Origin of the sequence: Pseudomonas sp. 5C2 (assembly GCF_034314155.1) — a bacterium.
GTDB lineage: Bacteria > Pseudomonadota > Gammaproteobacteria > Pseudomonadales > Pseudomonadaceae > Aquipseudomonas.
Map to the genome: position 1 here is coordinate 1,234,259 of NZ_JAVIWH010000002.1, position 21,241 is coordinate 1,255,499.

Annotated in this window: 15 protein-coding genes and 1 pseudogene; 9 read left to right on the forward strand and 7 right to left on the reverse strand. The window is 56.1% G+C overall.

Annotated features, from left to right (window positions below):
* Genes sctO through sctW form a run of 5 tightly spaced genes read right to left on the reverse strand, consistent with a single transcriptional unit; the run spans position 1 to position 5,919 of the window.
* Positions 1-447 (reverse strand): type III secretion system stalk subunit SctO, encoded by a 447-nt coding sequence (gene sctO / locus RGU44_RS06345; protein WP_322216213.1) that lies wholly within the window; start codon positions 445-447, stop codon positions 1-3.
* Between the two features lie 2 nt (positions 448-449).
* Positions 450-1,799 carry a FliI/YscN family ATPase gene (locus RGU44_RS06350; protein ID WP_322216215.1) on the reverse strand — a complete coding sequence of 450 codons (1,350 nt, stop codon included), beginning with the start codon at positions 1,797-1,799 and terminating at the stop codon, positions 450-452.
* On the reverse strand, positions 1,796-2,728 hold the full coding sequence (gene sctD / locus RGU44_RS06355; RefSeq protein ID WP_322216217.1) for a type III secretion system inner membrane ring subunit SctD: 933 nt from the start codon (positions 2,726-2,728) through the stop codon (positions 1,796-1,798). Before sctD ends, RGU44_RS06350 begins: the two co-directional genes overlap by 4 nt.
* An 18-nt stretch (positions 2,729-2,746) precedes the next feature.
* Entirely contained in the window at positions 2,747-4,831 is a 2,085-nt protein-coding gene (sctV, locus tag RGU44_RS06360; RefSeq protein ID WP_322216219.1) for a type III secretion system export apparatus subunit SctV, read from the reverse strand.
* Complete coding sequence (sctW, locus tag RGU44_RS06365; RefSeq protein ID WP_322216221.1) at positions 4,831-5,919, reverse strand: type III secretion system gatekeeper subunit SctW; 1,089 nt, start codon at positions 5,917-5,919, stop codon at positions 4,831-4,833. The genes sctV and sctW overlap by 1 nt, the downstream gene beginning before the upstream one ends.
* A gap of 244 nt (positions 5,920-6,163) precedes the next feature.
* Between sctW and RGU44_RS06370 the strand changes: the two genes are divergently transcribed.
* From RGU44_RS06370 to RGU44_RS24950, 4 genes and pseudogenes are all read left to right on the forward strand, one after another.
* Complete coding sequence (locus RGU44_RS06370; protein WP_322216223.1) at positions 6,164-6,706, forward strand: RNA polymerase sigma factor; 543 nt, start codon at positions 6,164-6,166, stop codon at positions 6,704-6,706.
* 91 nt (positions 6,707-6,797) lie between these two features.
* Positions 6,798-8,423 (forward strand): type III effector, encoded by a 1,626-nt coding sequence (locus RGU44_RS06375; RefSeq protein WP_322216225.1) that lies wholly within the window; start codon positions 6,798-6,800, stop codon positions 8,421-8,423.
* A gap of 271 nt (positions 8,424-8,694) precedes the next feature.
* Positions 8,695-9,267: a hypothetical protein gene (locus RGU44_RS06380; protein WP_322216227.1), complete on the forward strand. Its 573-nt coding sequence runs from the start codon at positions 8,695-8,697 to the stop codon at positions 9,265-9,267.
* 129 nt (positions 9,268-9,396) lie between these two features.
* A pseudogene (locus RGU44_RS24950) lies at positions 9,397-9,627 on the forward strand (SDR family oxidoreductase); the annotation flags it as partial.
* Between the two features lie 604 nt (positions 9,628-10,231).
* On the opposite strand, the gene RGU44_RS06385 reads toward RGU44_RS24950, so the two are convergent.
* Positions 10,232-11,563 carry a PipA/GogA/GtgA family type III secretion system effector gene (locus RGU44_RS06385; protein ID WP_322216229.1) on the reverse strand — a complete coding sequence of 444 codons (1,332 nt, stop codon included), beginning with the start codon at positions 11,561-11,563 and terminating at the stop codon, positions 10,232-10,234.
* Between the two features lie 586 nt (positions 11,564-12,149).
* Here RGU44_RS06385 and RGU44_RS06390 point away from each other — a divergent pair.
* The 3 genes from RGU44_RS06390 to RGU44_RS06400 all read left to right on the forward strand — a co-directional run bounded on the left by RGU44_RS06390 (position 12,150) and on the right by RGU44_RS06400 (position 17,234).
* On the forward strand, positions 12,150-14,960 hold the full coding sequence (locus tag RGU44_RS06390) for a TrlF family AAA-like ATPase (protein WP_322216231.1): 2,811 nt from the start codon (positions 12,150-12,152) through the stop codon (positions 14,958-14,960).
* A gap of 733 nt (positions 14,961-15,693) precedes the next feature.
* Positions 15,694-16,428: a hypothetical protein gene (locus RGU44_RS06395; protein ID WP_322216233.1), complete on the forward strand. Its 735-nt coding sequence runs from the start codon at positions 15,694-15,696 to the stop codon at positions 16,426-16,428.
* Complete coding sequence (locus RGU44_RS06400) at positions 16,425-17,234, forward strand: hypothetical protein (protein WP_322216234.1); 810 nt, start codon at positions 16,425-16,427, stop codon at positions 17,232-17,234. The genes RGU44_RS06395 and RGU44_RS06400 overlap by 4 nt, the downstream gene beginning before the upstream one ends.
* Here the strand turns inward: RGU44_RS06400 and RGU44_RS06405 are convergent.
* Positions 17,129-18,681, reverse strand: a protein-coding gene (locus RGU44_RS06405) for an IS3-like element ISPpu4 family transposase (protein WP_250690811.1) whose coding sequence is annotated in 2 segments (ribosomal slippage) — positions 17,129-18,219 and positions 18,219-18,681 — 1,554 coding nt in all. Because the reading frame shifts where the segments join, the coding sequence is not laid out codon by codon here. The two genes, RGU44_RS06400 and RGU44_RS06405, sit on opposite strands and share 106 nt — an antisense overlap.
* A 671-nt stretch (positions 18,682-19,352) precedes the next feature.
* Here RGU44_RS06405 and RGU44_RS06410 point away from each other — a divergent pair.
* Entirely contained in the window at positions 19,353-20,084 is a 732-nt protein-coding gene (locus tag RGU44_RS06410; protein WP_322216236.1) for a Mu transposase C-terminal domain-containing protein, read from the forward strand.
* On the forward strand, positions 20,081-21,064 hold the full coding sequence (locus RGU44_RS06415; RefSeq protein ID WP_322216238.1) for a TniB family NTP-binding protein: 984 nt from the start codon (positions 20,081-20,083) through the stop codon (positions 21,062-21,064). The genes RGU44_RS06410 and RGU44_RS06415 overlap by 4 nt, the downstream gene beginning before the upstream one ends.
* Positions 21,065-21,241 lie beyond the last annotated feature (177 nt).

Sequence of the window (21,241 nt, forward strand, 5' to 3'; positions counted from 1 at the left end):
TTAACCTTCTTCATGGATGGCTTCGCTCAGGCAGGCCAGTTTTTCCACCGCGCGCTGGCGCGCCTTGGCGGTCTGGCGAACCTGTTCGAGCAGGGTCTGTTGTGCATCGATTTGCAGGCATTGCTGATCGACGTCCTGACGGACTTTAGCCAGCCGGTCGAGCATGTGACGCTCCTTGTCGTGCCAGCGATCGACCTCGGTCAGCGTCAGGGTTTGTTGTAGGTGAGCGTCGGCCAGGTCTTGACGGCGTTCGCGCTGATTGATTCGTTCCTGGACCAACAATGCCTGGGCCTGGGCCAACTGATCGTGCATCATCGCCAGTTCCGCCTGAGCCCGGCGCTGTGCGCGCTCGGCACTGGCCTGACGATGCTCGCGCAAGGGGGTCAGTACACAGATCAATCGTTCCAGCTCAGAGCGTTGCGGATCGACTTCCAATTCTTCATCCATGGCTACTCCGGCAATTGCGAGGTCAGGTGCATGAGGGCATCCAGGGTGGCCTGCAACGGCACCGGTTCGCGCAGGTCTTGTTGCAGGAAGGCGTTGATGGAGTCATTGAGTTGAACGGCGCAATCGGTGACCGGGTCGCTGCCGGGGTGGTATTCACCCAGGCGCAGCAGCATTTCCACCTGGCGATACGATGCCATCAGGCGGCGTAACCGGTTATTGGCCTGCTGATGCTCACGACCGCTGACGTTGCTGAGGACCCGGCTGATGCTGGCCTGCACATCAATGGCGGGGTAGTGCCCGCGTTCGGCCAGTTTGCGCGACAGCACGATGTGGCCGTCCAGCAGCGAGCGCACTTCGTCGGCCACCGGATCGTTCATCGAATCCTGCTCGATCAACACGGTGTACAGTGCGGTGATCGAGCCGGTTTCGCTCATGCCGGCACGCTCTACCAGACGCGGCAGCAAGGTGTACACCGATGGCGGCAGGCCGCCGCGGCCCAAGGGTTCGCCGGCAGCGATACCGATTTCCCGTTGAGCACGGGCGAAGCGGGTCAGGGAATCGATCAACAGCAGCACCTTGCGCCCTTTGGCCCGGTAGGCCTCGGCGATGGCAGTGGCGGTGAATGCGGCCCGGGCGCGCTCCATGCTTGAACGGTCGGAGGTGGCGCAGATCAGCACCGAGCGTCGACGCAGGGTTTCGTCCAGTTCATGATCGAGAAACTCGCGCAGCTCGCGGCCTCGTTCGCCGATCAGGCCGAACACGATGACATCGCACCCCATGTTGCGGGCCAGTTCGGCCATCAACGTGGTCTTGCCACAGCCGGCACCGGCAAACAGCCCGACGCGCTGGCCCTCGCCCAGCAGCATGGCGCTGTCGATGGCGCGGATGCCGGTGGGCAACGCATGGGTGATGCGCGGGCGTTGGGTGGGTGGCAGGGCATCGGCGATCACCGGCAACGTGACGCGACGGTCATGGGGGCCTGCGAAGGCACCGGTCTCGTCACCCAGCAGCGGACGACCGAAGCCATCGAGTACGCTGCCCAGCAGACTATCGTCCACGCCGATGCGATGAGCGATGCCCAACGGGCGGATGTGCGCGCCGACTTGAATACCATCCGGGGTGCCCAGGGCGCTGAGCAGGGTGCATTGCGTGGTAAACCCGACGATCTCGGCCAGCATGACGCTGCCGTCGGCCTTGCTCACTTCGCACAGGTCACCGATCCTCGCCGCGGGAATCTGGCACTCCAGCAAAATGCCGCTGACCGCACTGACCCGGCCGCTGACGGTCACCGCAGAAAAGTTCGCCAGCCGAGCGGCATGCCCGGCTTTCCATTGCGCCAATGCCGCGTTCACCAGCGCAACTCATAATGACGGTCGCCATCGAACTCGATGCGCTGATCATCGATGCGCGTCAGGCGCAGCCCTTGCAACTCGTCGCCGATGTACAGCCGGTGGCCATCGGCGGTCACCAGATGCGCGTGCGGGCCAGACATGATCTGCACGATCACGAAAGGCAGGCCGGTGCTAGACGTGGAGACGTTGTCGATCAATGCCACGGGTGAATCGAAGCGGTCCTTGAAGCGTTGCAGCATGCGCTGGTACACCAGCAGCGATTCTTCCTTGAGGTTGCCGCTCACCGTCATGCCTTCAGGCGTCTGCTGCACGCTGACGTCGTTGAGCATGCGCTCGCTGAGCATGGTGCTGAGCTGGCGCCGCGCATCCTCGGCGTTTTCCAGAGGGATACGTTTGCCGGACGGGACCATGGTTTTGGCGTCTGAGGTCGCGACCGGCTCGATCACCGATGTGGGCGCGCGCGTCAAGCTCCAGGCGCTGCCGACAATGCCGACCAGCAGACCGATGATCACCCCGCTGACGCGATTGAACACCCGTGAACGGGTGGTGGCTTTCGCCCGTTGCGGGGCGTCGGGTGACGGCGGTGCCTGGGTATCGTTCTGCGGGTTGGCGGCGTTGAGTGCAGGTACTGCGGGCCAGGCATCTTCGGCCGCGGCCAGGCACAGCCATACCGAGCCCAGCGTGAAGTTGCGGTTGAGCGTCAACGCTGTCACCGGATGCGCATGCCCTTGCTCGTCGCATACAACGCCGTCCTCCGCGTTCAGGGTCCAGCCTTCACCGACACGTTGCAGGCGGCAGTGCAGGCTGGCCACGCCGGGGTCAAACAGTGCCAGATCCTGCGCCGCATCGGCGCCGATCAGCCATTGCTCGCCAATCAGTGGCAACGCCGCACCTTGATGCAGTCCGCTCAATACCCGTAATTCAAACATCTGGTCTTCTCCAGGTGATCAAGCGGCGTACTCGTTATCCAGGGGTTGCTGGTCGTCATCCAGATCGAAACGACCCATGACCTTGACCTGGGAGGTGTTGCTGATTTCGGCGAAGGACAGCACCGGCACATGGTGGAATTCTTCCTGCAACAACGTGCGTAGCGGGCTGCGCAGGTCCTGGGCGACCAGCAGTACGGCCTGTTCCGATGAGCGCAGGGGGAAGGCGATGTGCAGTTGTTGCACCAGTAACTGGCTGGTTTCGTTCTCCAGCGCGAAGAAGGTCTCGGTCTGGGTCTGGCGCAGGCCATCGCGCAGGATGCCTTCGCTTTCCGGCGTCAGTAGCCAGACCAGCAGACCTTCGGGCCCGCAGTATTGATGAAAGATCTGCGACTTGAGGGCGATGCGCACGTAGTCGGTCAGCACCGTGATTTCCCGCTCATGCTGACCGTGTTCGATCAGGGTTTCGGCGATCACGCGGATGGCCCGTAGCGGCACGCATTCGGAGGCCAGGCGTTGCAGCACCGCCGAGAAGCGTGCCAGGGGCAGCACGCGCTGCATTTCCTGGGCAAGTTCCGGTTGTTCGGTTTCCAGCCAGCCCAGAATCGCTTTGGTCTCCTGAAGGCCGATGAATTGCGGGCCACAAGCCTGCAGTGCGCGCTCCATGCGTTCGATGATCAGGGTCATGGCACTGACCGAGTCGATGGCGTTGTCCTGAAGGAGCGGGGTGTCGCTCGGCATCCACACCCACTGACCCTCCTGGCGGTCGACGCTGCCGGATACGGCTGATTCGGGCAGCGCCCCGACGTCGACGGCTACGTGGGTCTGGGTGAACGTGGCCTTGAGCAGCGGAACCTCGTAGACCGAGAAGCGGAACTCGTCGGGTTCCAGGTGGGCGGCGCGCTCGATGATGAAGGAGGGCAGGGTCAAGCCGTATTGCACCACCAGGCGGTTGCGTCGCTGGCGAATTTCGCTGACCAGTGCTGCCACTTGCCCCGTGTCCTGTTCGGGATGGAACTGCAGCACGAACTGGCGGCTGGGCGAGAAGGTGCGCAAATCTTCGCGGCCGTTCATTTCCGGGGTTACTGCAGCGGGCTCTTCCTGATCCGTCCCGGGCTTGGCTCGCTGCAGTTGCAGCAGGCCGCCACAGCCGCAAATGAACGCAATCACCAGGAACACCGCCGTGGGCATGCCCGGTAGCGCAGCGAAACCCAGCATGGCCACCGCAGCCATAATCCAGGCCTTGGGCTGGCTGGTGATTTGCTCGGCGATCTCCCGGCCGATGTTGGCTGGCACGGGATCGCCGCTGGGCACGCGGGTGATGATCATGCCGCAGGTGACCGAAATCAGCAGCGCGGGGATCTGGGCGATCAGGCCGTCGCCAATGGTCAGTACGGTGTACAGCTGCAGGGCGTCACCGCCGGTCATGCCGTGCTGCACCACACCGATGGCGATACCACCGATCATGTTGATGGCGACGATGATCAGGCTGGCGATGGCGTCGCCGTTGACGAATTTCATGGCGCCATCCATGGCCCCGAACAGCTGACTCTCCTTGCCCAGTTCGGCACGTCGCGTACGGGCTTCGTGCACACTGATCAGGTTGGCACGCAGGTCGCTGTCGATGGACATCTGCTTGCCGGGCATGGCGTCCAGGGTAAAGCGTGCACCCACCTCGGCCACTCGCTCCGAACCCTTGGTGATGACCATGAAGTTCACCACGGTGAGGATCAGAAAGATCACCAGACCCACCGCCAGATTGCCGCCCACCACAAACTGCCCGAAGGCTTCGACGATGTGTCCGGCGTCCTGGTCGAGCAGGATCAGGCGCGTGGTGGAGATCGACAAGGCCAGGCGGAACATGGTGGTCAGCAGCAGTACCGCCGGAAAGGTCGAGAACGCCAGCGGCCGGGGCAGGTGCATAGCCAGCATGATCAGCAGGCAAGAGATGCAGATGTTGATGGCGATCAGTACATCCACCAACCACGTGGGCAGCGGGGTAATCATCATGAACACGATGGCGATGACCACAAACGCGCCCACCACTTCCGAGCGACGCATGGCCGCCAGAGCGAGCTGATTCAACAGATTGATGACTTTGTCCATCAGGCAATGCCCCCCTGGTTCTGTTCCTGCTGTGTGAGTTCGGCCATGAGCATGAGCAAGTTGCCCAGCGCGTTCTGCCGGCTTTTTATGTCACGCCAGATCAGGATCGGCAGTTGCTGCAGCATGGGCCGCAGACCGTTGAGAAACGCCAGTTGGTGCTTGAGTTGCTTGCCGCCGATGTGCTGGGTCAATTGCAACGTCTCGTTCAGGTTCATGCCCTTGCCGGACAGCGTCAGCAGGTGCTTGAGGAAGGCCGGCGGATTGACTTTTAACTCGGGATTCTTGCCGCGCATGCGCCCCAACAGATGCTCGCAGTCACGCAGCAAGGTGCCGACATGCCGTGCGGTGTTGAGGCCATGCATGAGTGTGCGCAGTTGTTGCTGGGAGGCCGACGGTGTCAGTGCGCCAAGGTCATCGGCGATGGCGCTGCGCATGTCGCGCAATGTGAGTTCGAATTGGCCAGGTTCTTCTTGCTCACTCATCAGCGCGTCGATCAGCCCGGCAATGTTTTGTTGACCCGTCACCGCGTCACTGTAGAGCGTGCGCAGGGTGCCGCGCCGACGCGGGTCCAGCTTCGAACGGGCGAAGGCCTTGGCGCTGTTGATACCGCCGCGGCTGTGCGTGCCGAACTTTCTGCGCAGCAGGTTCAATTGCTGCGCAAGCGTTACATGCTCCCCCGTGGCACCTTCATTGCGAGTCTGTCTGACTGCAGCCTGCAACATCACATGGGCTTTGGCGGCATCATCGCCGGCGAAAGCCATCACCATCGCCAGGCTCGGCTTCTGGTTTTGCAATTGTTTGCGCAGCGCTCGCGCGGCGGAATCGAGGCCTTGTTCATGTGCGCCGGTCAGCTGTTGGTACAGCTCGCTCAATTTGACCGCGCGCGATTGCAACGCATTGCTGCTGGCGAGCAGGTCGCGTTGGCTCAGGGTCTTGCTCTGCTGCACCACCGCCGTGGCGAATCGCGCTACCTGTTGAGCCGTGGTGCCGCCGGTAGAGGGTGCAAGTGTGGGCGCCGGGGCGGTCTTCGTCGGCGCGACCACGGGTGTATGCAACGGCTGGACCGAAGGAGGGGCGACGATTTTCATAGGGCGCGTCTGAGCGTTGTCATGTGCTCTGAGTGGGCCACGGTGGTGTTCTGGTTCCATGCCGCTGACGGCCTTTGTGTTTGTGCCAATCGCCGTCGTGTCACAGAGGGTTTTGCGCAAATTTTTGCACGGAGGGAAGTTTTAGTGTTTTTTTAAACGTTTAAAATCAATTAGTTATTATTATTTTTCGGCTGGCATACATATCGCAATGGGACTTGGACACTTCTCTATAAGAGTAAGCCCCATGTTCCCCAGTGACTCGATATCCACGCCCACTCCGCAAGCCGGCATTCATCAACTCACGAGTAACCAGGTGCAGATGCTGCGAGCGTTCATTCACAAACGCGTGATGAACCCCGACGATGTCGACGATATTCTGCAGGGCACTTTCCTTGAAGCGCTGCGCTGCGAGCACAAGTTCCAACACGCCAGCAAGCCACAGACCTGGTTGTGCGGTATCGCACTGAACCTGATCCGTAGTTACTTTCGACGTATGTACCGCCAGCCTTATCAGGAAAGCTGGGACGACCACATGCACTCCGAGATTAGCAGCCAGGGTGAAGGCGATATTGGTCATCAGGTAGACGGCCACCGGCAGTTGATGCGGGCAGTCGAGGCCATTGGATGCTTGTCCTCGAATATGCAGCGGGTGATCGAGGTGGCGCTGGAAATGGATGGCAATTACCAACAAACAGCGACGTCGCTGGGCGTGCCCATCGGTACGGTGCGCTCGCGCCTGTCACGGGCACGCGAGCAGTTGAAGCGGCAGATGGATCCTTTTGCGTGAGTCCAACTCCACCTCTTCAGGGAACCAACCTGCGCCTCGGACCACACAGTTGCACCCTTCATTTACTTTACGATTTAAAAAGGGATTTCTTATGTCGCTAACCATTCAACCGAACCCCTCATTGGCGCGCCTCCAGCAGGTACAAGACGCTTCTCCATCAGCCGCTGGCCGTCTCCATGGGACTGCTTCGACCACATCGGTTGAACAGGTACAAGCAGCCACGCGACTTGCGGACATCAAGGACGTCATGAAAGAGGTGTTTGATAGTCATAGACAGGAGCCCACCCCTCACGGTCCCCCCGGATCCCCCGCGACACCCGCAGAGTTTGATCGCATCACCGAACACAACAAAGGTGTTGAAACGCACAACGCGCAAATCGACAGCCTGATCGATAGCCGTGCAGCCAAACTGCAAGAGATCGGTGAAACCCCCGCCGACATCAGGGCCACGCTGGGCAAAGCTCCCATGTTGGACCGGATCTCGACCAACGCGTCGAGCGCTTTGCGTTCTACGCCGTTTGCGGCGGCGTCAGTACTGCTATACATGAAACCGCTCATCAGTGAAGGCAAGTGGCTACCTACCGACCTGCAGTCTCTGAAGCCCTTTATTCCAGGGGCAGTTTTCGGGGTCATGGATACCGTTGGGAACGGCATAATGAACCAGGTGACCGGCAATGCCCATTACCTCAAAGCGTCGCCGGACCAGTTGCATGATGCCATGACGCATTCGCTCAAGAACAATGATCCCGGGAAAAAGCAAAAAGTCCTGGACCACGGTATTGGCATTCAGGGTTATTCGGTACGCAATGCGGTCCGTACCGGTGTGGGCACGCTCATGGAATATGCCGCGCCTTTGGCTAAAGGCGCGATGGACATCAATCTCGTTGTGGCGTTGGGCGCGGCGGCCAACGCGGCCTACGGCAACCGGATACACACGACTGAACAGCGTGATTCGCTCAGGGGCGCGGCCTTTCTGTTTGGTCGCAAGGATGCGCAACCAAAAAAAGATATGGCCGATGAAACAGAGTGGCTTGACACTTACAAAGCCCTCAAGGACGCCAGTGTATCCAGCGTCGCGTTCAATGCTGCGAAACGTCTGGCGGGCCTGCCCATCGACGCTTTAACCGACGGAGCAAGCGCGTTCAGAGGTCTTGCTACGGCCACGACTCTTGCCCAAAACGGAATCGGTTTGTCCGCTGGATTCGCCGCTGTCGGTATGGCTCAAGGAGCACTTGCCGGCCTTGTAAAGCACCCGGTGGCCAAGGAGGCCGTCAGCCAACTAACCAACACTGTCTTGTCCGCGGGCGTTTTCGCAGGTTGGACTGCGCTGGGCGTCGTAACCGACCCTGTGGCGGACAAGGCCGAGAAGTTTCTCAAGAATGATGTGAAGGGCGCGCCAGCCGCAGCCGCAAAGATGGGTATCCAAATGGGTAACGCAGGTATCGACGCGGGTAAAAAAGTGGGCCAAGCGGGTATTGAAAAGAGTATCAAAGTGGGTCAAGCAGGTATCAAAGCAGGCAAGGCAGGTATCGAAGAGGGCGTCAGGCTGGGTGCTCAAGGTGCTGACTATGCAAGAGTCACGGGCGCGAATCTGAATCGTCGTTATAACGAGCTGACCCGTCGCACTCGTCAACCGGATGTCGAAGCCGCCGGTGAGGGCCTGGGTGTCGCCAGTACAGGTAATACGGGCGACATCCCCTTGGGCGTAGTTGAATAAGTCGATGTTCCAGCCCGAGGGTGGGGGAAGGGCAGGGTCCGCTTTATCGCGGCGGCCCACAGAAGAAAGGTCTGTATTGATGGGGAACTGTGTTTCGCTTCCAGGAATAATTAACGTTGCCAGTAACGTGGCGTCGCAGCAACAGATAGATCTGCGGGCCGAGCCCACAAGCCCACCAGCCCGGTCCTGCGAGAGGCAGTTACCCGCCAGACCAGAGGGTCCAAGATCCAAACCACGTGCGTCACCCTTTGTGGAGGCTAATTTTTCCAACATGACAGCGAAGCTGGACTCTCGAAAACTTCCAGTTGCGAGTTTCTCACCTACCACTCAATCGATGGGAAGTAGCAATGTTGGCCGGACTCCTGAAATCGGGGTTTTAGGTGAGGAAATGTATAAAATGAGCCATCCGAAGTATGGGCAATGTACTGTTAAAAGGTTACCCAAAACGAAGGACGATACCATTGCAATATTCGAAATTTCTCTTGGCGGGCAGAAAAACCAAAGACCATTCTCAAAATCCATATATATCTGCAACCATGACCCGGACTATCAAAATCAGTCGACCATTGGATACTCTGATATTTTCTTGCCCGACGAAATGCAAAACATGAGACTTATCAATCTTCTGCATTTTCATATAGCGGACTCAGCCAAATCTTTAGGTGTTGAGAAAGTAGTTGTCTCTAACGTGGTTTCATCTGCCATGCATAAAGCATGTGAGAGGGCGGGCATGGAGGATAATGGTAACTCAATGTATTCCTATTCAGGTACCCCTGACGATGTATCACAGAATTGCCTTGACACATTGAAAGAAAAAGGCTGGCTAGTAGAAACATCAAATTGAGAGCGTGGACGGGCGTCAGATGGACATTTCAACCTTAAGCCCTTCCGAGCGTACCGCCATGCCCTTTCGAGTTCACATTATACGACCCATACCAAGTGGGCCTCATACCGATAGCTCCGTCACGTATTTACCCTCTCCGCGCTACATGGGGCTGACCTGGCAGCTACCTGTAAAAAACTTGCTTTATTCCTGGTAACATCCAGTTATTTGGCGCTGTGTAATCGCTCGACACCTGGAAATATAGAAAAACGAATTTATCAGGATGCCACAGCAGAATCCGAACTTTGCGAGATAGTAAAAACAGACAGTAATGCAAGACTCAATGAGCGGCCTAATGCCTATTCCTACTCCAAAATCTAATGGAGCGCTTGTTGCACCACCGCTATCATCATTTGCCTATAATGGTCGCGCGCATCACATCTGTAACAGGTGCGTGGGTGTACTGTAACTTCTCTATTTCCTTGCCAGCACTTATAAGGGCTATTGCGCTGGGAGGCATCAGGTATTTCTCTGTATCGATGAAGGCGGCAGTCAATGATATGATTCCCGTTGATATTTGCATTAACATGTTATTAGCAAATGCCGTTGCCCCATCGAATACTACATTCCAGGTTGTCCATTGTTCTTCTGCTACACGCAATATCCCTACGCTAGGCGAGGTGACTGAGGTGGCTGAGATATAAGCTATTATTCTAGTCAGAATGAGTATAACGAGGTGTTATCCAATCTTACCGAGAAGCAGGCGCAGCTTAATAAGGTCATTATCGGCGCCTACGGATTTGCTATGGAAAGCAGCTACATTTTTGACGATGCGCAGGCCCGCCGTCCGTTGCAGTGGATGGCGCCGGAGTCCTTATCCAGATTCCCTATCGGTTTTGTAGCGGAGGGCGAACAGCCAGGCGTCCGCCGGGAAGGCTCAGTGGCGTCATGGTTCGCCCGAGCGCCGCGAAACCCCTCGACGTTTTCAAGCGGTTCCAAGATACCTCGCCAAGTCACCATAGTGGGCAGGATCCACTTCGCAGCCAAACACGGGATCGAAGTGACGCTGATTACCCAGCTCATCACGTACGGCCAAGATGGTGTGGCGGGCGAATGCAAGCCTTTGATTAGCCTGCGCCCCCGGAATCTCATCGGTGCGAGTTAATTGGAAGACAAACGGACGATCAATATGAACGGTCTCCAGTTCGGCCAGGCCCACCGCCTTTCCAAGGATTTGATATAGATTGCAAAAGGACACACAGTCGCCGCCGCGCTCGGCCACCATTGCAAAAGGATCTCGGTATTTATCCATGCGGTACTTGAACATCAACTGTGCACGGTTCTGCTGCGCAATGCAGGACAACGTTTGCATGGGTGTTTCGCAACCCTTGAGCGTTCGTAGCAAACGCATGAGCAACGGGCTAAATGTTCGCGCTGCGGCGAATTCGTCCGCTGAACGTCTAGCGAGTATCGGGTTGGCACTCCGTGGCCGGCTGGCAATGCCCTGGAGACGGCGTTCGGCCTCCCGATCCAGCAGGGTTTCTGCGCGCTGCCGAAAGGTCGTCAGCGCGCCAGCGCTAGAAGTCGTAGGCATGGCCAGGATGGCTTGGAGACTGCTTCGCAACCTGTTGTCCGATGGAACGGAATATATCCGTTGATGATCAACAGGCAAAGTTCGAATAGTGCAGGCCGGGGCCGGATGGCCGATTTCTTTCAGGATGATATTGGCGTACTCAACAATCGGACCTCGCGGGTGATTCAGCTCTTCCACGATAAAACCGGTCAGCGCTGGCAACAACGCATTCAGCACGCTGCGTTGAAGGTCCAAAGGGTAGGTGCCTCGGGCGAACTGATAACTTTGCGCCACGCCAGAAACAGTCAATTGCTCGAGCCCAAGTTGCCGGTCAGCCAAAGCCGCCTCGGCATGGGTGCCGACCGTCCAGCGTCGGTCCGGCATGTGCAGGTCTTGCGCCCAGGCATGGTTATAAATCCGGCGGAACGTTGGGCTCTTTTCATACGCATTTTTCAGGGTGTCAGTCAGCACTGCGAACGCCGCCCTTTGTGCTTTTCCGGCCGTGTTCGGTAGCGCCTTCATGAAGTGTTCACCGACACGGCTGAGTTCGAGCTTTCTGCTGTCATCGTTGGCGTGCACATCGTGGCACCGTCTAGCGGTGCTGGGGTGGTTTAATTGCGGCCACAAGTCGCGATGTGTCCTTGCCAGCTTTTGATCCTCGCACTGGGTGTCGAAAACAGACTCGCGAGTCGTCACCGGGGGAGTGGGCTGTGGTGGGCCTGATAATCTTGCAATGTGGAGCATGGCAGTTCGCTCTTTGCGAGGGGGGTACCACTGTGTGGCGCTGAGTGCTATGCGGTTCCCAGCGTCATCGCGGCACCGCGACGCACTTGATCTCCACAAGCAGGATCACCAGTCTATGTTCAGAGGGGCAGGCCCTCTGAAACCCACGCGCCATTTTCAGCCAATAGCGCAGTTTGCGCAGGCGGTCGGTGTCCAGGCGAGCGACCAAGCGATGATAGTCTTCTTGGACAGTCTCGTAGAATCAGCTACGGCCAGGAAGATCGAGGCCTATCGTTGTCCGGTGCCCCTTGTAGTGGTGACTCGGCTGCACGGTTACAACCGAAATTAGTGTGCCCGTGCATCTACCTAATCTTTCATCGAGGCAGAGGTTTCTCAGGTATGTTGCACTCTGCTAAGGCTGATGTTTTTTCTGAATGGATCACAGCATCATCCAGTTCGTCGCTCTGATAGCAGCGCGCACAATGCGTTGTATAGCTCGGCACACGCGAGTCATTGCAGAGGGAAGCTGCGCCGCAGTGCACATGACGCCACGCTCAACGTCGCCGATGCTTCAATTTCATCGTTTTTTACAGACAAAGGATACGTAGTGAGCGAATACCAAGGAATGCGTTGGGTCAAGGCAGATTTCCAAGTGCAGACGCCGGAGGACAGCAAGAATTGGGCGGACCCTGAGCTGCGACTTGGTAATCCGCGGCGGCCGAAGACGGGCAACGTAGCTTGCGAGTTGGATATACAGAACAAAGCTCGAGTTTTCCTGAAACGCTGCCATGAACTGGGACTCCAGCTCATTGGCATCACCGATCACAATTTCTCAGCGCTGACTGATCCTAGAGACTGGTTCCTGACTCATTTACTTGAACAGAATAAGTCGGTCGCCAAAGAGCTAGGTCGCGAGCGTATCCATATCATGCCGGGGTTCGAGGTCGATATCGGCTATCACGTTCTGTGCCTGTTCGAGCCTACCGGAAAGGCGGGCGATCTCGAGCACGTTAACAAGGTGCTAATACAGCTGGGACTACCCGAAAGTAGGCGTTTCGAGAAAGGAGAATCGACACCGTTGAGAAGGGAGGACGCGACCATCAGCCTCGCAAAGCTTTTGCGCGTTGTTCAGGATATTCATGGCGGTATCGTCATTGCCGCTCATGCCGACCAGGAAGATGGTCTGCTGCAGCGCTCAAGCAACCGCGCAGACTACCAATTGACTGACCTCTTGGCGCTGGAGGTGACTCAGTACCCAATGAGTCCACGGATTGCCGACATTTTGCTGGGGAAGAACAGAGAGTGGTCTCGAGGTGGGAAGCAGCCGGCCTACGTGCAGTCATCGGATGCCAAATCGCTGAAGACAGACAAGGATGGCAACCCTCGCCCGAACTCCCTCGGCTATCGCTCAACCTGGGTGAAGTGTTCGACGCCCTCGATTGCTGCGCTCAAACAGGCTTTCCTCGATTCCGCGTCCCGTATAAGCCTGGAGAAGATCAGGCCCAGTGATCGCGAAACGTACCCTCGGATCGTGTCCATGAGTGTTAAAGGGCTGCGTTTTCTTGAGGATCAAACGATAACGTTCTCCCACAATCTCAACGCAATGATCGGCGCTCGCGGAACGGGTAAGTCGACCATCCTGGAACTGTTACGGATCATGTTTGCCCGCGAAACCAGCGACGCTCTTTCAGCAAAGGTGCAGTTGAAGGCAAAACGTGCAAAAGAGACCTTCACACCCGAAACTGAAATAGAGGTGCGATGGGAGGGGATTGTTGGGCAGCCCGATACGATACGGTTCACGTCTGCTGAAGGACTCAGCCTAGCGGTGGGGGAAGCACATGATCTGTCGGCTTATCTGCGCCATCTTCCTGTCCAATTCTATAGTCAACAGCAGTTGAGTGATCTTACTGCCCCAGGTGGCCAGCCTCAGCTTCTTGAGTTGATTGATGAGGCTTGCGCCGCGGAACTTGAAAAGCTTCATGGCGAGGAGCGAACGGTTGCAGCCGATATCAGCCGACTGTTCGCCGCAAAGGATCAGATAGTTGCGATCGAGGCCGAGATCACTACTCTGAAGCAAGAGCTTGTGGAGTTGGAGCGACAGTGGCAGGCACGCCAGGATGTTCAAGGTGAAGCAGCCGCTTATCAAAACTCTCAGCGCGCCAAACGTTACTACAAGGTGCTTTCCGACCGTTTCGCGGATGATGTGAAGGCTGTAGAGCGCGCTCTGGAAAGTATGGCCGCTCCTGACGATCCATCCGTAATGATCACCGACGCTTGGCCACATTCGGCCTGGTTCACCACACATGCAGCTGAAGTCAACGCTAGCAGGGCTGCCTTTCGATCAAAACTTGAGAGTCTAGTCAGAGAGATGCTCAGTGAATCGGCCCGGCTTTTTAAGCAAAACGAGCAATGGCAGGCGGTTTCTGCAGACTTGGACACAGCACAGACCGTCTTCCTCGCAGCCTGTGAAGATAAGGGGGTGCAGCCGCAAGACGTCAGCCGTTTGCAAGAGCTGGACCGTACCAAACTGGCCAAGCAGAAAAGCCTGGATGATAAAAAGCGGCAATGCGAGGCGCTGGAAGGAACCCATCAGGCGCTGGATGCCTCCCTACAAAAGCTGTTCGAAATTTGGAGAGAGCAACACAAACTTCGTCAGCAGGCTGCAGACAATATCACGGGGAAAACGGGTAAATCAGTCAAGGTTTTTATCACCCCGATGGGGTACAAAACCAAATTTGATGAATTTTGGATGGCTCTTGAACCAGACAGACGCTCGCGTATAGGGCGAGAGTGGGACAGGATTGGTGATGCTTTCTGGAATAGCTTCTTGACCTGTTCATGCTCCAAAAAGAGCAGCCCTTGGGAGCACATCACTGAGCTCTTGGATGATACCTCCAAGCTCCCTGAAATTCTTCTGCAGTTCAAGAAAGAGTTGCCAGAGTTCACAGAGACTATTGTCGAGAAATGGCGGGCGCTTCGGCTCAAGCGTGTACCGGATTTGATCGATATTGAGCTGTATCGCCCCGATGGTACTTTCATCGGTAGCATTGAAGGCAATCAGCTTTCTGAGGGGCAGAGGAATACAGCCATTCTGAACATGCTACTTGTCAAAGGCGACGGGCCTATCGTCATCGACCAACCAGAGGACGAGGTAGATGCGAGCTTCATTTATAAAGATCTGGTTCCGCTGCTGAGGCAGTCGAAAGTACAACGTCAAATCATCCTAGCGACCCACAACGCGAACCTTCCGGTGAACGCCGACAGCGAGTTCGTCTATGCGCTTAAGTCCGAGGGTGGAAAAGGGTGCGTGCTGGCCCAAGGCGGAATGGATAGAAAGCCTACCGCCACAGCGATTTTGGACATCATGGAGGGCTCGGAAGAGGCCTTCAAGCGACGTTTTGAAAAATACCATTTTTGATCGGATCACCCTGAAGCGTCCAGCCAAGGAATGGTCACGAGTACGCGGATCGATGTACGGAAAAGGTACCGTCGCAGCTGTGCCGATTCGGGCGACCAGATTATTGGCGTGACGGCCGCTTTGGAGCCAGATGGCGTAACCGTCCAGTAAAGCCAGAATCGACTCGAAGTGGTAGGCCAAGATGGCGTCATCAATATTGAGGTCACGGCTTTTGGCATAGATATAGAAAGCCTGGATCGCGCGTAGATGTGCCGCAGTAGTGTTGTAAGCGCGGTACCTGAGCTTGAGTTGAACGTAGATGAACGGGATAAGCATAGGCAACGGCGCCGCATCTCCAGTCTGCACGAGCAGCGGTACACGCTGACCTGAAGAGAAACGGCATTGAATCAGCTTCATCGGCAGCCACCTCATTCAATAACGCGCCATGAACACGAAGGACATGACCCGTTGAGAGAGTGGACGTCAGAGGCTGATTTGTCGAATCAGTGCTTTAGGCTGCTGTCTGTTTCCAATAACCTCCGCAGTCCTCCCAACCCATTGTTTCCCTTAAAACCACCCCTCAAAATTTCACAAACCACCGATTTTTCAAAATGAAAATTTCACAGGTTTGTGAAACACAAATATCTGAATTTATTGCAAAAACAATAGCTTACAATCCTGCGAAATTTCAAGTGGCGCTCCCTTAAAATGCTGCTAAACCTTAAGTGTTATTGCTCACTTGAGGTAGGCTTCCATGACCTATGTCGGCGCATTCGTCACGCACGGAGACAATCCTGAGCTCTGCTTGATCACCGGCAAGGAGTCAGCGGGCACTCGCGTCAGAATCCTCAAGTGGAGTAATGGCGTAGTCAGGACTGCCAAAGAGAAAGATGTTTCGGTGATCCCTGCGCTGCAAGGGGTCGAGCAACTGCGCGCCTTGATCGTGGCAGACACTCCGAAGGGGAATCACGATGTCCTAGATGGGAAAGAGGATTTGGTGGCAGCCGCATACGCCTACATTTCTTGCCACGAGTTAGGAATTCATACCGCGGGGATGGGTTGTCGTTCGAGCCGGAGCACTGGCCGGTTAGGCTCAACCATCGCGCCGCCTAAGCCCAAAAGGCCCCAACAAACACAACCGCTTCAACAGGCCCAACCAACAAAACAGCCACACCCCCAACCACCATCGTCATCCCAGATCCTCCCACATGAGGAAGACTTCATCAGGGAAGGTGTCATCACCGAAATGGTGGCATCGAACTTGATTTCTAATGAGACAGGCCAGATCGAAGTCTTGGGCACCAAGGTCGACCTATGCCGGCTAATCCAGATCTATTGCGCAACAGCAGGGGTGAGCGCACCTACGAAATCCCTGGTGCTACGTCGGATCCGTGAAATTACGTCGTTTCTCTCACAGGGCAACCCTGACCAAACTGCAATCCCCACTCCGCGTGGACTGATGTTTGACATCGAGGGGATGGAGCCGTGAACGCCCCTGTGCATATCGGCGATCTGGTGACGGTCGATGAAGCCGGTGAAGCCATCAACTCGAAAACCACAAGTTTGCCTGGGGAGTTTGTACTAGACGAAGGCCAGGATTCTGAGCAGGGCGAGGGCAATCCAGACCTCGGTGACCCAATGGCCGCTGAAGAGGTTATAGCCGCGCTATCGATTTACGAAGTGATCACCTACGACCTCACAAGTAACACTTTCAGGCTCAAGTCAAAAATTGGTTCAGAGACATTTCGCACGGTCTCTCACAAAAACGTCATAAAAATTGATAGCCATTTTGACAAGGCGACCACCGCAGCGTTGGCCGAACACCATGAGCATTTCCCAGCAGGCCTGGGAGACTATGAGCCAGTGCCTGTCACTGAGGTTGATAGCGAGGCTGAAATCGAGGCCCAACGGCGAACCGATATAATGCGCAGGCACTGCGCGAAGGTTGATCCGATTTCCAAGAACCAGGCCATGGCGGAATTGAAGGTCGGCCCGACGATCTTTCACAAGATCAAACGCGTCTTCCGCTATAACCCTGACTGGCGGGCGCAGATAGCGGGTCGTGACGGCCGACGCCTAGGGGAAAAGCGCATCGACCCGGAAGTGGATGCGATAATATCTGCAGTGTTTAAGACTCATCGTGTGGGCTATGCGGCGTTTTGCAAGGTAGTTGTCGCGTCAGCTGTGTTTTATGCGGCTATTTTCAGTGTCGGTAACTCCCTTTCCGGATTGAGTGTGACCGCGCCGATGGGCTGCCAATTGCGTGTCGCACCTGACCAGCGATGTGGATGTTGATTACGAGCTTGCTGATACAGGGCATGACGCTTGGCCAAGATCTCTTGATCATCTCCTCGATGACGCTGCGCCGGGGTCACGAAGCGGATGCGGCTGTGGCGGTGTTGGTGGTTGTACCAGCGGATAAAATCGCGCACCCAGCTGCGTGCCGCGTCCAAATCTGCAAAACCACCAGGAGGCCATTGCGGGCAATATTTCAGGGTTCTAAACAGCGATTCTGAGTAGGGATTATCGTTACTCACCCGTGGTCGTCCGCGTGACGGGGTGATGCCGAGTTCGTACAGTTTGCTCAGCAACGTCACCGATTTCATCGGTGCACCGTTGTCCGAGTGCAGCACTAGGGGCCGTCCGGCGCAGCGTTCGGTGAGCACGGTGCGCTGCATCAGTTCGGCCGCCAGCTCGCCACTTTCTTGCTCGTAAACTTCCCAGCCCACGGCCTTTCGGCTGTAGATGTCCTCGATCAAATACAGATAGTAGTACTTCCCACGCACTGGCGATGGCAAGTAGGTGATGTCCCAAGACCAGACCTTATTGGCTGTGGTTGCGCTGTGAGTTGTCGGCGCAGCATGCTTGTGCGGTGCATGGCTGCGGCCACGTCGGTGCTGCTGATCAGCTTCCTTCAGGACGCGGTAAAAGGTTGCCTCTGAGGCCAGATAACGACCTTGATCGGCCAGTATCGGGACGATCTGGCTGGGCGGCAGGCTGACGAATGGCGGACTGTTGCAGACCTCTAAAATAGCGCAACGCTCCTGTTCACTCAGGGCATTAAGTGGTCGCGGACGTGACGTGGTGGTGCGCACGTCGGCCTGCATCACAGGCGTCAGCGCCCAGCGTTGCAGGCTGCGCAGCGACAGCCCGATCTCCGCGCTGGCAATAGTTTTGCGTGCACCAGAAGCAACGGCTTGGTTAAAACGTTCAACGAGTTGTTGCCGTTCTGGCAGCGAGGTCAGACGTCCTCGCTGTCGTTTCCCCAGAAGGCATTCATCTTTTTTCGCAGCACCAGAATCGCGGCGGTTTCTGCGAGCGCCTTGTCCTTGCGCCGCAGTTCACGCTCCAACTCGGCGATGCGTTTTTTGTCGGCGCGCGCCTGTTCTCGCTCGGCCTGGCGCTGTGCCTGGGCTGTTAGCTGGCCACTGATGCAGGCCTGTCGCCAAGCGCCGATTTGCTCGGGGTACAAACCCTTGCTGCGACAGTATTCGCTAAGCTCGATCTCGCTCAACGTGGCCGTGTGCAACACCGCTGCGAACTTGGCTTCAGCCGACCAGTTATCGGCACTGCTTTTATCTCCGGGCACCACTGCGCCTCCTGCTTTGAGCTTGGTTCGCCAAGCATACAGGGTGGCTTGAGAGATGCCTTCTTGACGCGACAACTCGGCCACGGACATGTTTTGAGGCGGCAGCAATTTGTTGATAAGGGCCGCTTTACGCTCAGGTGAATAGCTCGACATTACAGCTCTCTTTGGCGCCCCCGATCTATCGTTTTGATAAATCAGCTCAGGCGACAACTAGCCTGACACCGGGGGTATGGAGCCAACGACGCAGAAGCGCTAGATGAGATCGAGCTTCAGTGCAAAAGAATTAATAAACGTCCACCCAGTCGTACGACTGTTTGGAGACGCTGGCGTGAGCTGTCGGAGAGAGAGCGGCTTAAGTCAACTGATGGGCCTGAAGCAGCACAAGCAAAGTTCGGTCATTTTCCAACGCCCACTGTGGAAGAATTCTATCCCGGAAGAATCCATGATATTGACCACACGCCCTTTGACTGCCATGGGATTGATTCAGTCAGTGGTGCAGCTTTGGGCAGGGCTACTCTCACGGTTGTTCGTGATCGAGATACTCAAGGAATTATGGGGTTTGCGCTGTTGTACGGTGCCCCCAAGCGCGCCAGCATATCTGCAGCCTTACATATGGCCTTATGTCCGAAGACAGCGCTATTGGCAAAGTACGGCATGTCTCATCTTCATTGGCCATTATATGGTAAGCCAAAGCAATATGTCGTAGATCATGGATCTGATTTGATGGCCTTGAGCTTCAAGGTTGCGTGTGATCAGGAAAATATAAAGCACATCCTACGACTGCGCCCTCCATCGGGGGCGGAGTTGAACGTGGTTTAGGTATATTGAATCGCAGACTGGCGCAAACTTTGGATGGTGGGACGGCATCGGCAACTAAGAAAGGCCCTGGTTATAGACCTCACGAAAAAGGGGTGTATACCCTTGAATCTTTCACCAGTATCATAATAGCTTGGGTATGTAAGTTCAATAACCGAAAAGGCGCCGATGGGTTATCGCCGAACCAACGTTTCGAACGTAAGTATGGTCTGCACAACGGAGTGATCATTTCGCCGCCAATAGTTTCAGATCCAAGTCGCTTTGTTATTGATATTCTTGAAGGGCGTGAAGTGACCGTAGCGCGCAATGGAGTTGTCACTCGCGGTTTAGTTTATAAGTTTGGCCCGTTTACCAAGATGGTGGGCGAGAAGATCATGATCAAAATTGACCCTAATAATCTTCACAGGATATGGGGGCTCTATGGTGATCATTGGCATCCACTCTGGCTGGTCAACAAGCAGACTCAGCCAATCACTTTGGCTGAGCAAAAACTAATTCTGAAATCACGACGTCTAGACCGAGACCCTGATGACAAACGCCTAAGTGCCCAGGAACAACTTGACTGCGTCAAGGCAGAGGGCAAGAAGCAGGGCAGGGCCATCCTAAGAGCGCAAGAGGATGTCGCGCAGATCGAAGGAATGGGCCACTTCGGGCCTACCCAGGAGCCGAATGAACCCAGTGATACGAAATCAACCACGCCCATGCCCATTATCATCACGGAGTTGGATGAAGACATATGAACGATCATCTAACTAAAAAGACCCGCGAGTATCTACTGCTGCCTCCGGACGAGCGCGCGCTCTTGTGCTATCGAGATGTGTGGGTAAAGCACCCCTACGGTATAGCGCTGACTGAATGCGCCAAGCTTCTGGTTTCGTTACCGAGGGTTAAGGCGAATCCCGGAATGGCCGTAGTCGGTGCTCCTGGCGTCGGTAAAAGCAGGCTTGCTCAACGGTGGAGCGAGGAGAGCTTTTCAGACGGTGGAGGTTGGGCGGGAAAGGTGATGTACATCGATCTGTCCAACCGCAAGAAGGGCGTCGATCTGGAAAAAAGGTTCTTGCAGGAACTGGGGATGATTGTCCGCGGACGGGCGTACACCTTCAGTGCCAAGGACTATGCAGAAGCCCAGCAGGCTGTGCGAAGGCTCAACATCCGTGCAGTCATTTTCGACGAAGCCCACGGTCTTGATCGGCGGATGACGAGCCAGCGCCTGCACAATATGTTTGAGGCGTTGAAAGGCTTCTCCAGCCAGGACTGGGGATTGAATGTGATTCTGTGCGGTATCAAGGAGCTCAGGGATATGCTGGAGATTGATGATCAGATTCAGTCACGTTATGGGCATCGCACGACCGAGCTGCCAGAGTGGGAAAATGACAACCTACTCGCATCCTTTATCGCGGCCTTCATGTGCTACATGCCTTTGCAGCGTCCTTCCGAGGTGTCATCAACCATTTTTCGCGACAAACTGTACAGCTTGGCGTCGCCTGCTCATGCTGGAGCAGAGACACTGCATGGTAATAAATTCCGTGCTCGGAGCAAAAAGAGCTCACTGAGAACCATGGTCGACATTTTGAAGGAGGCGTGTCGTTACGCCGTTGTTTCGGGGGAGGAATACATCGATGTCGTGAGCATCAAAACCGCCGCGGACAGGCTTCGTGGAATTGCCGATCCTCAGGCGCTATTGATCCAGAACGCGCGCACTAACTTGGCCACGAGTTGATAGCGAATGCGAGCTATTAGACCTGTTGTGGACACATCCCCGTGGATTGCGACTCCAAGCAATGATTCAGTCTTGCGAGATTGTCTGGATGCGATCACAGAGCATCCAGGAACAATGCCCCGAGCCATCTGCATCACCGGGCTGTCGGGGGCTGGGGCGACAACATTGATGCAAAGG